Below are 12,911 nucleotides of genomic sequence, written 5' to 3' on the forward strand. Positions count from 1 at the left end.
GGTGTGTGACCCCCGTGACTCCGCAGCCCCTGTGACTCCGCGCCCGTGTGACCGACTGTCTCAGGGTGTGTGTCATCCGAAAGGATGATGCAATCGGCGACTGTGGGTCGATGTGCGGACGCTGTCGATGGGGGACAGTTGTACCCATGATCGAAGTGACAGGACTGACCAAGCAATACGGCGCGGTGACGGCGGTCGACAACCTCACCTTCACCATCAGACCCGGCATCGTGACCGGCTTCCTGGGCCCCAACGGCGCAGGCAAGTCGACGACCATGCGGATGATCCTCGGCCTCGACCGCCCCACCAAGGGAACGGCGACCATCGAGGGTAAGAACTACAGCCAGCTCAAGCAGCCACTGCGTACCGTCGGCGCTCTGCTCGACGCCAAGTGGGTGCACCCGAACCGTTCGGCGCGTGCACATCTCGAGTGGATGGCGGCCTCCAACGGCATCCCCAAGTCGCGTGTCGACGAGGTGTTGCGTCTGGTGGGACTGTCGGAGGTCGCGAAGAAGAATGCGGGCGGGTTCTCGCTCGGCATGTCGCAGCGGCTCGGACTCGCCGGCGCGTTGCTCGGTGACCCCAAGGTGTTGCTGTTCGACGAGCCGGTCAACGGACTCGATCCCGAGGGCATCGTCTGGATCCGAAAGTTCATGCAGCGCTTGGCAGCCGAGGGCCGCACGGTCCTGGTCTCGAGCCACCTGCTCTCGGAGATGGCGCAGACGGCCGAACATCTCATCGTCATCGGACGTGGCAAGCTGATCTCCGATTCGTCGGTGCAGGAATTCATCGACCACGCCTCCGAGGCGTCGGTGCGCGTCCGCAGCCCGCAGCTCGACGGTCTGCGCCAGGCGCTGACCACGGCCGGTCTGACCGTGCGCGAGCCGGACAGGACCGACGAACTTCAGCCCTCGCTCGTGGTGCTGAACTCGACCACCGACGCGATCGGCGACATCGCCGGCCGAGCCGGAATCACATTGCACGAGTTGGCCTCCCAGCGAGGCTCGCTCGAGGAAGCATTCATGAAACTCACCGGAGACACAGTGCAGTATCACGGCGCGGGAGCCGACACTCCCAACACTCAGCAAGCGATGGGCGGTGCACTCTGATGGGCGTCTTGGCAGCAGAGAGAATCAAGTTCACCTCGACCAAGTCGCCGTGGTGGTGCAGCGCGATCATCGTGGTGCTCGGTCTCGGGTTCGCGGCCATTCTGGGTTGGGCTGCGAAGTCGGCCCTGAGCCTCGACGCGCCCGAGGGTATTCCGCCCACGACCGCCGCCGATGTCGTCGGAGTCGGAGTCGGCACGTTCGGTGCCATGGTGCTGATGATCCTGGCCGCGTTGACCGTGACCAGCGAATACCGGTTCGGAATCATCCGCACCACGTTCCAGGCGGTGACCAACAGGGGATCGGTTCTGGGCGCGAAGGCGCTGTTGGTGGGCGTATACGGCGCTGTCCTGTCGTTCGCGCTTGCGGTGGTCGGGCTCGTCATCGCCAAGGCTCTGGCCGGTGAACAGGCGGGCGTATTGCTCGGATTCGACGTGGACGGTACGTGGCGCGTTCTGTACGGCACCGCCATTCTGGCGTTCCTGCAGGTCGTTCTCGCGATCGGCGTCGGCGCTCTCGTTCGACAGTCGGCCGGTGCGATCGCGATCCTGCTGCTGTGGCCGCTGCTGATCGAGAATCTCGTCGGCCTCATTCCGAACGTCGGGGCGAAGATCCAGCCGTTCCTACCGTTCCTCAATGCCAATCACTTCCTTGGCTCCGACGGCGGAATCGACTTCCACTGGGGCCCGATCGGCGGACTGATCTACTTCGTCGCGTTCACCGCGGTGATCTTCGGGGCAGCGGTGTTCGTCGTCAATCGTCGGGACGCCTGACGCCACTCGCCGGTAGGGTGTCCGCTATGCGGATTTCCCTACTTGCAGGTAGCGCTGTCACTGTCTTGATTCTGGCCGGTTGCTCGTCCACCTCGGACGAGGAACCGGCCAGAGTTTTCGCGACACCCGACGGGCCCGGCCTGTCTGCCGCGGTCACCGAGGAGGCCTTGGTGGGGCACCTCGAACAGTTGGAATCAATTGCCGCCGACCACGACGGAAACCGCGCCGCAGGCACCGCCGGTTACGACGCCAGTGTCGATTATGTTGTCTCGCAACTCGAATCGGCCGGATTCGAGGTCACCACCCCGGAATTCGAATTCGAGACCTTCGAGGCGCAGACCCAAACCCTGTCGCTCGCGGGCACCGAGATTCCGGTGTTCGCACTCAGTTACTCGCCGACCACCACCGCCGAGGGGATCACCGCACGCGTCGTCAGCGCTCCCGCCGGTGCGGACGGTTGCGAGGCAGCCGATTACACCGGCCTCGACCTGGCCGGAGCCGTCGCGGTGGTGCCGCGCGGAGTGTGCCCGTTCGGCGTGAAGCAAACCGTTGCAGCAGAACTGGGAGCGGCCGCCGCGATCATCGTCAACAACGAACCGGGACCGCTCGATTCGGGCACGCTCGGCGACGCCGACACCGCGCGGATCCCGACCGGCGGAGTCAGCCAGGAGGACGGCGCGGCCGTTCTCGCCGCACCCGAGGTGACGCTGACGCTCGTCACCGAAACCGAAACGACCACCAGTCGCAACATCATTGCGCAGACCACCACCGGTTCGACTGAGAACGTCGTGGTCACCGGTGCCCATCTCGACAGCGTCCCGGAGGGCCCCGGCATCAACGACAACGGAACCGGAACGGCGGCAGTCCTCGAGACCGCACTGCAGATGGGCGGCGCCCCCGAGATCACCAACGCGGTGCGTTTCGCGTTCTGGGGTGCCGAGGAGAACGGACTCGTCGGTTCCACCAAGTACGTCGAGGGCCTGTCCGACGAGGACAAGCGAAACATCGCGCTGTACTTGAACTTCGACATGATCGGCTCGCACAACGCCGGATACCTCGCCTACGACGGAGACGACTCCGACCAGGTGGGTGAGCCCGCCGGACCGGCCGGATCCGACGCCATCGAGCGCACTTTCGTCGAGCGACTGGCCGAGGAGGGCGTAGCCGTCGACGGGACCGATTTCGACGGTCGCTCAGACTACGGCCCGTTCATCGAGGTCGGCATCCCCGCCGGCGGCGTGTTCAGCGGAGCGGACGAGAACAAGACCGCAGCGCAGGCCGAGAAGTGGGGCGGCACCGCGGATCAGACGTTCGACGAGAACTACCACACCGACCAGGACACCCTGGCGAACGTCGACCGCGCCGCACTGGCGAAGAACGGTGCGGCCGTGGCCTATGGCATCGGCGTCTACGCGCAGTCGGTGGAGGGCCCCAACGGGGTTCCGGTGGGTGCCGAGCGCGAGGCCGCGCGCGCCGAAGGGTGAGGGAAAGTATGTGTAACCGTGGGTTACGCTCGATGCTGTGAACGCAGTCGTCTCCTCGGTCGTGGAGTGGGTCCGCACCACCAACCGAGCGCCCGCAGTGGTCGGGGCGGTTCGGCGCGTGCGCCGCGCACTACCGGGTGACCCCACGTTCGGCGATCCCCTGTCGATCGACGGTCCGGGCCGAGCCCTGGCCGTCGCCCGCGTCGCCGACAGGTTCCTGGCTGCGAACGGACTCGACGACGAACCCGGCGCGTCCCGCGAAGTGGGTCTCGGGGCGCTGCAGCTGTGGCAGGCGATCCTCGAACGCGCAGGCCGAGGCCGCGGTGAGCACGATGTCACCATCGTGTTCACCGACCTCGTCGGGTTCTCGTCCTGGTCGCTCCGGGCCGGCGACACCGCGACCCTGACGTTGCTGCGCAAGGTCTCCAAGGCCGTCGAACCCGAGGTCACATTCCGTGGCGGCCACGTCGTCAAGAGGCTGGGCGACGGCATCATGGCGGTGTTCGCCGACGCGGGCAAAGCAGTCGACGCGGTCTTCGCGGCCCGAGAGGCACTGAAGGGCGTCGACGTCGACGGCTACACCCCGACGATGCGCGTCGGCATCCACACCGGTAGCCCGCGTCAGGTGGGATCGGACTGGCTGGGCGTCGACGTCACCGTCGCCGCCCGGGTGATGCAGACCGGCGGCAACGGCAACGTGATGATCTCCGCGACTGCCCTCGAGGCGGTCCCGCCGGAGGTGCTCGACGCCTTGCACGTGGTTTCCAAGCCCTATCGCCGCAGCTTCTTCGCTCCGAAGATCAAGGGCGCACCCGACGACCTACGCATCCTCCGACTCGTGCAGTCGCCACAGCGGTGACACCGGTCCGTGGCCCGCGCCCAGATCGTAGGACGCAGCCAGACAGCGGGTGACCCACTCCTTGCCGAACGCGACCGCGTCGGGCATGGAATAGCCGTGTGCCAGCGCCGACGCGATCGATGCGGCGAGGGTATCGCCGCCGCCGTGATCGTTGCCGGTGTCGATGCGCTCGCTGGTGAACTCGAGGAAGGTGTCGCCGTCGAACAGCAGGTCCGTGCTGTGCGTAGACGTCCGCAGGTGACCGCCCTTGACCAGGGCCCACTGCGCGCCCAACCCGTGCAGGGCCTCCGCGGCGCGGTGCGCGCTCGAGTCGTCGACCACGTCGATGCCGGTGATGAGCCGAACCTCGTCGAGGTTGGGGGTGACCAGCGAGGCGATGGGGAAGAGGGTGTGGCGGATGGCGTCGAGGGCTTCCGCGTGCAGCAGTGGGTCACCGTGCATCGACGCGCACACCGGATCGACGACCAGGGGAACCGGCTGATCTCGGCCGATACCCACCTCGGTGCACACGGCCGTGACAGCTTCGATGATCGCGGTGGAGGCCAGCATTCCGGTCTTTGCTGCGCCGACCCCGATGTCGGAGACGACGGAGCGAACCTGTGCAGCGACGACGTCCGGCGGAATCTCGTGGAAGCCCGTCACGCCGACGGTGTTCTGGACCGTGACCGCAGCGACGGCGACGCAGGCGTGGACGCCCAGCAAGGCCATCGTTCGACTGTCCGCCTGAATTCCGGCTCCGCCGCCGGAGTCGGTTCCGGCGATGGTCAGCGCGCGGACGGGAGTCTCGCCGTTGGGCGTGAGCGGTAGGAACTTCACGAGAGAAGACAGTACCGGCGGGCGGAGAGACGGGGGGTCGCTGCCGTCGACACGGATTGCCGAGCAGATGGCGAAAATATGGGCTGGCCTTGAATGTTGTTGTATCACAACGTCGAACAGGGTCACTTATGATCCGTACCAGCATTGTTGTCGTGTTCGGCGGACGAACCTACGCATCCGAAGGTTTGTTGGTAGAAAAGGTGACAGACCCACCGTGCGCATGTTTAATAGTGGTGCACGTCACATCGGTTTCACTCGTTCATCACTCCACACACAGCGAAGGAGGCGTCCCATGCTGGCAAGTTCTCCTAGCGCTGATGTCTCGATCAACAAAGACCAGAACCGGTTCGAGCTTCGACTCAACGGCGATCTCGTCGGGATCGTCGGCTTCTACGAGGTCGAGGGAAACGGCTCGCGCGCGACGCGTACTCATGTCGTGTCCTTCATGCACACGGTCGTCACCGAGGACTTCGGTCATCAAGGACTGGCCGGCATTCTGGTGCGTCGCGCGCTCGACAGTGCTCGGTCCTACGGCTGGAAGGTCAAGCCCGTCTGCACGTACGTGCAGCGCTTCGCCGCGGCCAACCCGGAGTACAACGACATGCTCGTCGCGCTCTGACGTTTCTTTCCCGGGTTGTCGACCGGTCACGGTAGGACCGGTCACATTCAGGGCACGACTCGGCGACGATCGAGGCACTCGCCTCGCGCCACATGGACAACACTGGTCTCATAAGTGACATGAGTCACATACTTCCTCGACGAGTCGACGCGGTTCCCTCGGTCGATCGACCCGTCGTTCGCATCGAGGACGACGTCGATCACTACAGGTTCGATCTCTTCGTCGACGACGAACTCGTCGGCATTCTCGGGTACCGCTTCGGTGAGGGCGACGACGACGGCGTCGGCCCGGTCGTCGCACTCATGCACACCGTCGTCAAAGAGGAATACGGCGACCGCGGGTGGGCGGGAGTGCTGGTGCGAGCCTCGCTCAACACGGCCCGCGATCGACAGTGGCGCATCGTCCCGATCTGCACCTACGTCCGGCGCTATCTGGCGCAGCACGAGGAATTCCTGGATCTGATCGCCGAATAGTCGACCGGCTCGGCCTCAGCCGATCTCCACGATCACCGGAGCGTGATCGCTCGCCCCCTTGCCCTTGCGCTCCTCGCGGTCGATCGACGCACCGGTCACCCGAGCCGCCAGGGCAGGGGAGGTCAACGCCATGTCGATGCGCAGACCCTGCTTCTTCGGGAACCGCAACTGTGTGTAGTCCCAGTAGGTGTACGTCCTGGGCTCGGGGGTGAACTGCCGCGTCACCTCGGTGAAGCCGGCGTCGCCGAACGCGGTGAAGGCGTCGCGCTCGGCCTGCGAGGTGTGGGTCTTGCCCTCGAACAGAGCCGGATCCCAGACGTCGTCGTCGGTGGGCGCGATGTTCCAGTCACCCACGAGTGCGATCTGTGCCGACGGATCCGCCGCCACCCACGCCTGCGCGTCGGCCTTCAGCGCGGCGAGCCACTCGAGCTTGTAGGTGTAGTGCGGATCGGCGAGTTCGCGGCCGTTCGGCACGTACAGGCTCCACACGCGCACCCCGTCGCACGTGGCCCCGATGGCGCGCGCCTCCTGGGCGGGGTCGATCTCGGGATCCTTGCTGAACCCGGGCTGATCCTCGAACCCGACCTGCACGTCGTCCAGGCCGACGCGGGATGCGATCGCGACGCCGTTCCACTGACTTAACCCGACGTGGGCCACCTCGTACCCGATGTCGGTGAACCGCTCGTAGGGAAACTGTGCGTCCTTGCACTTGGTTTCCTGCATCGCCAGGACATCGACATCGGATCGCTGCAGCCAATCGACGATTCGATCCTGACGAGAGCGGACGGAGTTCACATTCCAGGTAGCCAAGCGCACGGAGAGGAACCCTATCGAACGCCCCCGACAGGGTTCGGACCCATCGCGTTCTCGGGCCGGGCATAGCGATAGCGATGATGGTCGGCGAAGCCGAGGTCTCGGTACAGGGCAACGGCTCGGGTGTTCTCGACCGCCACCTGCAGGTACGCGTGCGCCGCGCCGCGCTCGCGTCCCCAGCGCACCAGTTCTCCGCACATCAGGGTGCCGAGCCCGTTGCGCCGATGCTCGGGGGAGACCCAGAGCGAGGTCAGTCCCACCCAGCAGCGACCGTCCGGGGCGGTGTTCACCGCGGCACGACCGACCGCGGCTGCCGAAGACGAGCGCGCGCCGATCATCCCGAAACCGAGGGTTCCGCCCCGAACCGCCGAGACCACCTCCGCTGCGCCCGCGGGAGCCGCGTGGCCCTGGTAGTACAGGCGATCCAACCACTGTCGGGACGGTTCCGAGGTGACGGTGATCGCCGAGTCACCCTCGCGTAGAACGAGATCGGAGATGTCTGCCGCCATGACGGCACTTTCGTTGTACGTCGACCAACCCGCCGGGGGAGTGCCGAGGCGATCGGGAAGGGCGAGCGTCGGCGGTAATCCGCGAGTGGCGTATCGGGCTGTGATGCGCGCCAGCGTCTCGGGTGCCGTCGACGCTCCGGGCTCGAGCGGCACGGCCGAATTGGCGCGGCCGGTGAACCCGTGACCGAAACGCAGTTGCCAGCCGTCGATCCATTCCCGCTCGACGCCCGGCCAGCCGTCGGCAGCGGCGGCTTCGAGCGAGCGGATCTCCGAGGTTCGAATCGGCCTGGGCCCCAGGGGTTTCAATGCCACGACTCGGTCGGCGGCAACCTGAACCAGTGTGCCGTCCCGGCCGCGCACCGAGACCGCGCCGGCGTCGGCCGACACCAGCTCACCGATCACGTCCGTCATCGGGTGGGTGTGGCCGGGTGGCAACCGATAGCGAAGCATCACCCGCGTACCCACCGGGACGGTCAGTCGTCGTCCTCGTCGTCGTGGCCGAACGGGTCGTCCACCGTGCCGGGTGTCCAGCTCAGTCCGGGCACGCCCCACCCGGCGCGCTTGATGGCCTTCTTGGCCGCCCGCGCATGCCGTCCGATGAGCACGTCGGTGTAGAGGAAACCGTCGAGATGACCCACCTCGTGCTGGAGCATCCGAGCGAAGAAGCCGCGGCCCTCGATGTCGACGGGATCACCCTTGGCGTCCGTACCGGTCACCCGAGCCCACTCGGCGCGCCCGGTGGGGTGCTGCTCGCCGGGAACGGACAGACAGCCCTCGTCGTCGTCATCGGGATCGGGCATCGTCTCCGGAATCTCCGACGTCTCGAGCACCGGGTTGACGACCTCGCCGCGGCGGCGGAAGATCTTGCCGTCCTCGCCTTGATCGGGGCAGTCGTAGATGAACAGACGCTTGCCGACGCCCACCTGATTCGCGGCGAGACCGACGCCGTTCGCGGCGGCCAACGTCTCGTACATGTCGGCGATCAGCTCGGCCAGCTCGGCGGGTGACTCGGTGACGGGTGCGGTTGCGGTGTGCAGCACCGGATCGCCGACGATCCGGATGGGAAGAATTGCCATGGTCGACAAGGATAGTAGGTGCTGCATGTGGTCGAGCACATGGAACACGCCACGCGCCGGTACCTCGCGGGAGCCGTGCTCGAGCCGTCGAACGTGGTTGAATGATCCCCGAAGTACAACCGTGTAATTCGGTCGGTGCTCCTTTGGGTGCCGGCAGTGCTGGGGGAAGCAGATTTCTCCGGGTGGGTGATCCTGCAGACCCGAGGAAGTCGAGAAGTCGAGGAGTGGGATGGACGGCGCAGCAGCGCGTGACTCGAACCAGTCTCAGCAACCGGGAAGTTCGGACGGCTCACAGGATCCGAACGAGGTCGGTGCGGACGGACTGAGTCGACGAGAGCACGACATCCTGTCCTTCGAGCGGCAGTGGTGGAAGTACGCCGGGGCGAAGGAAGAGGCCATCAAGGAACTCTTCTCCATGTCGGCAACCCGCTACTACCAGATCCTGAACGCGTTGGTCGATCGTCCCGAGGCACTTGCCGCTGATCCGATGCTGGTCAAGCGCCTGCGCCGGTTGCGTGCGAGTCGGCAGAAGGCTCGTGCGGCACGTCGACTCGGGTTCGACGTCTGAGCAGGTCCTCGAGTTCCGTGTGCTGGGTCGCCGTCGACGGTCGGCTAGGGTCGACTACGTGAGCAGCCCGAACCCGGAACAGACCGGGCCACCACTCCGTGCCCTGGCCATGGTGTTGATCTCGCTCGCGATCCTGTTCGCGGCGATCGGCGCGTTGTCGCTGACGGGTTCCGATTCCGACAACTCGGCCGCCGAGCCCGCCGCCGAGACGACGAGTGCACCGGCTGCGGTAGCACCCACCGCACAGGCTCCGGCCGCTCAGGTACCGGCAGGTGACGCGACGACCAGCAGCGCGCCGACCACCACCACCTCGGGCACCCCCGCCGACGTCGAGGTGCGGGTTCTGAACAACTCCAACATCTCCGGTCTCGCGGCAGGCACCGCAAGTACGTTGACCGCCGAGGGATGGACCGTCGCCGAGACCGGCAACTTCAGCGAAGCCCAGTTCGCTCAGACCGCGGTGTACTACGGCACCGCGGCAGGCGAGGAACAGGCCGCGCAGACGATCGCCACGCAGCTCGGAGTCCCGGCCGAACCCAAGCCGACCTCACTCGAATCCACGGCAGGCGTCGTCGTCATCGTGACTCAGTAGTCCTGCAGCGGCCAGTTGCACAGCATCGACTTCCGTGCCCGATTCGGCTGAATCGGTCGGCACGTTATCATTTCCGAGCCCGGCGAAACTGCCTGAAAGAGGAGCGATTTCCGATGGACATGTTCAAGCGACGCACTGCTGCGACCCGATCGTTGCGTTACGTGGCCCCGGTCCTCGCGATCGCGGCGCTCGGGCTCTCCGCCTGCAGCAACGGCGAGGTTCCGTCCGATGTCCCCGGAACCGTCCCTCCGGTCTGGACCGGCGAGGCCGATCCGTCGGCAGAAGCCGTGGCGGGTGACGGCCCGGCCGAGTCGGGTTCCGGCGACACCATCGAGGGCACTCTGCGCGACGCCGGCGGTGCCGAGGTGGGCACGGTCTCGTTCGCGGCCGAGGGCGACAAGCTCACCGTCACCGCCGAGGTCGAGGGCATGACCCCCGGCTTCCACGGCTTCCACGTCCATGCCGTCGCCGCCTGCGAGCCGAACTCCGTGGCACCGACCGGCGGAGATCCGGGCGCGTTCCTGTCCGCGGGTGGTCACCTGCAGGTCGACGGCCGCACCGAGCACCCGGCCAGCGGTGATCTGACGTCCATCCAGGTCGGCGAGGACGGCACCGGAATGCTCGTCACCACCACGGACGCGATCACACTCGACGATCTGCGTGCGGACGGTGCCGGAACCTCGGTGATCGTGCACGAGGGTGCCGACAACTTCGCCAACATCCCGCCGCGATACACCCTGCCCGACGGTGCCGCTGTGCCGGACATGACGACTCTGATGACCGGCGACGCCGGCTCGCGGGCGGCATGCGCGGTACTGCAGTAGTTTGAACGCTCCCCGGATCGACTTCGCGAGTTCACCGCGCCCGACGCTCGGCGTCGAGTGGGAGATCGCGCTGGTCGACAAGAACACGCGGGACCTGGTCAACTCCGCCGAGGCGGTCATGGACGGCGTCCGCGATCTCGCCGGGGACACCCCGCGGGTGACCAAGGAACTGCTGCGCAACACCGTCGAACTCGTCACCGGAGTGTGCGAGAACGTCGGGGAGGCCATGGAGGACCTCGGCGGCTCCCTGGAGTTGGTGCGGCGCGCCGCGGACCCATTGGGAATCGACCTGTTCTCGGCGGGCACTCATCCGTTCGCCGAGTGGTCCACCCAGCAGCTCACCAGTTCTCCGAGCTACGACGAGCTGATCGCTCGTACCCAGTGGTGGGGTCGGCAGATGCTGATCTGGGGTGTGCACGTGCACGTGGGTGTGTCGTCTCCCGACAAGGTCTTTCCCATTCTCAACTCGCTGCTGCTGCAGTACCCGCACCTGCTGGCGCTGTCGGCGTCCTCACCGATCTGGGCGGGCAACGACACCGGCTACGCCAGCAACAGGGCACTGATGTTCCAGCAGCTGCCGACGGCCGGTCTGCCGTTCCAGTTCGAGGACTGGTCGCAGTTCGAGGGCTTCGTCCGTGATCAGCTCAAGACCGGCGTCATCGAGCAACTCGGCGGCATGCACTGGGACATCCGTCCTGCTCCCAAGTGGGGCACGATCGAGGTTCGGGTGTGCGACGGGGCGTCGACCAAGCGGGAGCTCGCGGCTCTCGTTGCGTTGACGCACTGCCTCATCGTCCATCTCGACGAACGTCTCGAAGCGGGGGAGACCCTGCCGTCGATACCACCGTGGCACGTCCAGGAGAACAAGTGGCGTGCCGCGCGGTACGGCCTCGATGCCGAGATCATCCTCGACTCCGACAGCAACGAACGGCTGGTCACCGACGATCTGCACGATCTGCTCGAGAAGCTGACGCCGACGGCCGTCCGACTGAACTGCGTCGACGAACTGGCAGCGGTGGCCGACATTCCCCGGCGGGGGGCGTCGTACCAACGTCAGCGGGCGGTGGCCGCGCAATCGGGCGGCGACCTGCGAGCCGTCGTCGAATCGTTGGTCACCGACCTCCGATCCTGATCCGCTCGCCTACTGGTCCGATTCGTTCGGTTCCATCTCGTTGACGATCAGCAGTCCGTCGCGGCCGCGCTGTTCGCGGTAGGCGACGCGGCCGACCGTGTGTGCGATGACCGGAGCGGTGACCAGGGTGAAGATGCCCACCAGCACCAGCATCCAGATGTCGACGTTGCCGCGCAGGCTGATGATGGCCCCGATCAGAACCATGATCAGCCCGACCACCTGTGGCTTGGTGGCCGCGTGCATCCGCGAGAGGGTGTCGGGAAAGCGCACGATGCCCACCGCCGCGGTGAAGGCGAGCAGGGCTCCGAACAGGATGAAGACGGAAGAAATGACCTGGGCTACGGTGCTCATTCGTCCCTCACTGTGTTGTTCATTCGTCCCTCACCCTGAATCGTGCGATGCTGACCGACCCGACGAAGCTGACCAGTGACAGCGCGACGATGGCCGGTACGAGGGTGGTGTCGCGGCTGTACACGGCCCACACGCCGAGACCGCACATCGAGACGGCGAGGATCGTGTCCATCGCGACGAGACGGTCGAGCGTGCTCGGTCCGTCGAGCAATCGGTACGCGGTGAGAATCGCGGCACCGATCAGGAGGGCTCCGGCAATCGCCAGTACGACGGTCACGACCAGTCCCCCTTCCTCTTGTCGTCGGTCTTCTTGTCGTCCCGAGGCGCGTCCGAATCGACCGGGATCGGATCGTCGCCGAGCACTCCGTGGTACTGCTCGTACTCCTGGAAGTGCAATGGGCTCGGCTTCCAGTCGGAGTCTCGCTCGAACGCGGCGATGAACAGCTTCTCCATGTTTCGTACGTAGGCGTAGAAACCGTCGACGGCCTTCTGGGTGCCCATGTCCAACACGTGCACGTAGAGCAGGCGTCTGGTCCGGTCGATTTCGAGCACCATGGTGCCGGGCACGAGATTCATCGCGTCGACGAACAGGGTGAGCACCAGATCGGACTTGATCGCGATACGGCAGCGCAGCACCCCGGTGACCGGTGGAGCCTTGGGCCGGATGGCCAGCCAGGCCACGCTGAAGCTCGATTCCATTGCGTAGTAGAGAAATACGACGGCCAGCTTGACGAGTGAGAACACGTGGATGCGGCCCTCGACGGGAACGCGAGGCAACGGCAGCAGCACCATGATGAGCAGTCCCACCGCGATGCCACCGAGGATGTTCGCGGCAGAGACGTTGCCCCACAACAGAACCCAGATGGCGGTCAACCACGCGAGAGTCCACACGCGTAGCAGAAGGGAGCGGTTCATC

At 66.1% G+C, this 12,911-nt stretch carries 17 protein-coding genes; 10 read left to right on the forward strand and 7 right to left on the reverse strand.

The genetic code is table 11. The features are described from left to right. The first annotated feature begins 146 nt into the window (after nt 1-146). From CH273_RS06905 to CH273_RS06920, 4 genes are read left to right on the forward strand one after another with little or no spacing between them, the layout of a single operon-like run. Nucleotides 147-1,109 (forward strand): ABC transporter ATP-binding protein, encoded by a 963-nt coding sequence (locus CH273_RS06905; RefSeq protein WP_032393761.1) that lies wholly within the window; start codon nt 147-149, stop codon nt 1,107-1,109. Continuing rightward, nucleotides 1,109-1,879 (forward strand): ABC transporter permease, encoded by a 771-nt coding sequence (locus CH273_RS06910; protein WP_032393762.1) that lies wholly within the window; start codon nt 1,109-1,111, stop codon nt 1,877-1,879. The genes CH273_RS06905 and CH273_RS06910 overlap by 1 nt, the downstream gene beginning before the upstream one ends. A gap of 26 nt (nt 1,880-1,905) precedes the next feature. Then, nucleotides 1,906-3,363 (forward strand): M28 family peptidase, encoded by a 1,458-nt coding sequence (locus CH273_RS06915; protein ID WP_032393763.1) that lies wholly within the window; start codon nt 1,906-1,908, stop codon nt 3,361-3,363. 37 nt (nt 3,364-3,400) lie between these two features. Next, complete coding sequence (locus tag CH273_RS06920) at nt 3,401-4,222, forward strand: adenylate/guanylate cyclase domain-containing protein (protein WP_032393764.1); 822 nt, start codon at nt 3,401-3,403, stop codon at nt 4,220-4,222. On the opposite strand, the gene thiD is transcribed toward CH273_RS06920, so the two are convergent. After that, complete coding sequence (gene thiD, locus CH273_RS06925) at nt 4,184-5,038, reverse strand: bifunctional hydroxymethylpyrimidine kinase/phosphomethylpyrimidine kinase (protein ID WP_032393765.1); 855 nt, start codon at nt 5,036-5,038, stop codon at nt 4,184-4,186. The genes CH273_RS06920 and thiD overlap by 39 nt on opposite strands. Nucleotides 5,039-5,330: 292 nt before the next feature. Between thiD and CH273_RS06930 the strand changes: the two genes are divergently transcribed. Both CH273_RS06930 and CH273_RS06935 read left to right on the forward strand, forming a co-directional pair. After that, nucleotides 5,331-5,657, forward strand: coding sequence for a GNAT family N-acetyltransferase (locus CH273_RS06930; protein ID WP_032393766.1), 327 nt, complete (start codon nt 5,331-5,333; stop codon nt 5,655-5,657). A gap of 119 nt (nt 5,658-5,776) precedes the next feature. Next, nucleotides 5,777-6,130, forward strand: coding sequence for a GNAT family N-acetyltransferase (locus tag CH273_RS06935; RefSeq protein WP_032394128.1), 354 nt, complete (start codon nt 5,777-5,779; stop codon nt 6,128-6,130). 15 nt (nt 6,131-6,145) lie between these two features. Here CH273_RS06935 and CH273_RS06940 read toward each other — a convergent pair whose 3' ends face one another. Genes CH273_RS06940 through CH273_RS06950 form a run of 3 tightly spaced genes read right to left on the reverse strand, consistent with a single transcriptional unit; the run spans nt 6,146 to nt 8,528 of the window. Then, nucleotides 6,146-6,946, reverse strand: coding sequence for an exodeoxyribonuclease III (locus tag CH273_RS06940; protein ID WP_052049231.1), 801 nt, complete (start codon nt 6,944-6,946; stop codon nt 6,146-6,148). Between the two features lie 11 nt (nt 6,947-6,957). Further along, nucleotides 6,958-7,929: an N-acetylglutamate synthase, CG3035 family gene (locus CH273_RS06945; RefSeq protein WP_442981388.1), complete on the reverse strand. Its 972-nt coding sequence runs from the start codon at nt 7,927-7,929 to the stop codon at nt 6,958-6,960. After that, nucleotides 7,926-8,528 carry a peptide deformylase gene (locus CH273_RS06950; protein WP_032393768.1) on the reverse strand — a complete coding sequence of 201 codons (603 nt, stop codon included), beginning with the start codon at nt 8,526-8,528 and terminating at the stop codon, nt 7,926-7,928. Before CH273_RS06950 ends, CH273_RS06945 begins: the two co-directional genes overlap by 4 nt. Nucleotides 8,529-8,757: 229 nt before the next feature. On the opposite strand from CH273_RS06950, the gene CH273_RS06955 reads away from it, so the two are divergent. From CH273_RS06955 to CH273_RS06970, 4 genes are all read left to right on the forward strand, one after another. Beyond that, nucleotides 8,758-9,096, forward strand: coding sequence for a DUF3263 domain-containing protein (locus CH273_RS06955; RefSeq protein WP_032393769.1), 339 nt, complete (start codon nt 8,758-8,760; stop codon nt 9,094-9,096). 58 nt (nt 9,097-9,154) lie between these two features. Next, nucleotides 9,155-9,688 carry a LytR C-terminal domain-containing protein gene (locus tag CH273_RS06960; protein WP_230596606.1) on the forward strand — a complete coding sequence of 178 codons (534 nt, stop codon included), beginning with the start codon at nt 9,155-9,157 and terminating at the stop codon, nt 9,686-9,688. 113 nt (nt 9,689-9,801) lie between these two features. After that, a complete protein-coding gene (gene sodC, locus CH273_RS06965) occupies nt 9,802-10,512 on the forward strand; it encodes a superoxide dismutase[Cu-Zn] (protein WP_045198742.1) in 711 nt (236 codons plus the stop codon). A gap of 1 nt (nt 10,513) precedes the next feature. Beyond that, nucleotides 10,514-11,644 (forward strand): glutamate--cysteine ligase, encoded by a 1,131-nt coding sequence (locus CH273_RS06970; RefSeq protein WP_230596607.1) that lies wholly within the window; start codon nt 10,514-10,516, stop codon nt 11,642-11,644. Nucleotides 11,645-11,653: 9 nt separating this feature from the next. Here the strand turns inward: CH273_RS06970 and mnhG are convergent, their stop codons facing one another. From mnhG to CH273_RS06985, 3 genes are read right to left on the reverse strand one after another with little or no spacing between them, the layout of a single operon-like run. Beyond that, the gene (mnhG, locus tag CH273_RS06975; protein WP_032393771.1) at nt 11,654-11,995 is read right to left on the reverse strand and encodes a monovalent cation/H(+) antiporter subunit G; all 342 of its coding nucleotides are present in this window, start codon (nt 11,993-11,995) and stop codon (nt 11,654-11,656) included. A 19-nt stretch (nt 11,996-12,014) separates the two neighbouring features. Next, entirely contained in the window at nt 12,015-12,272 is a 258-nt protein-coding gene (locus CH273_RS06980; RefSeq protein ID WP_032393772.1) for a monovalent cation/H+ antiporter complex subunit F, read from the reverse strand. Then, a complete protein-coding gene (locus CH273_RS06985; protein WP_306436883.1) occupies nt 12,269-12,910 on the reverse strand; it encodes a Na+/H+ antiporter subunit E in 642 nt (213 codons plus the stop codon). The genes CH273_RS06980 and CH273_RS06985 overlap by 4 nt, the downstream gene beginning before the upstream one ends. Nucleotide 12,911: the final 1 nt, after the last annotated feature.

Source organism: Rhodococcus sp. 05-339-2, assembly GCF_002258965.1.
GTDB lineage: Bacteria > Actinomycetota > Actinomycetes > Mycobacteriales > Mycobacteriaceae > Rhodococcoides.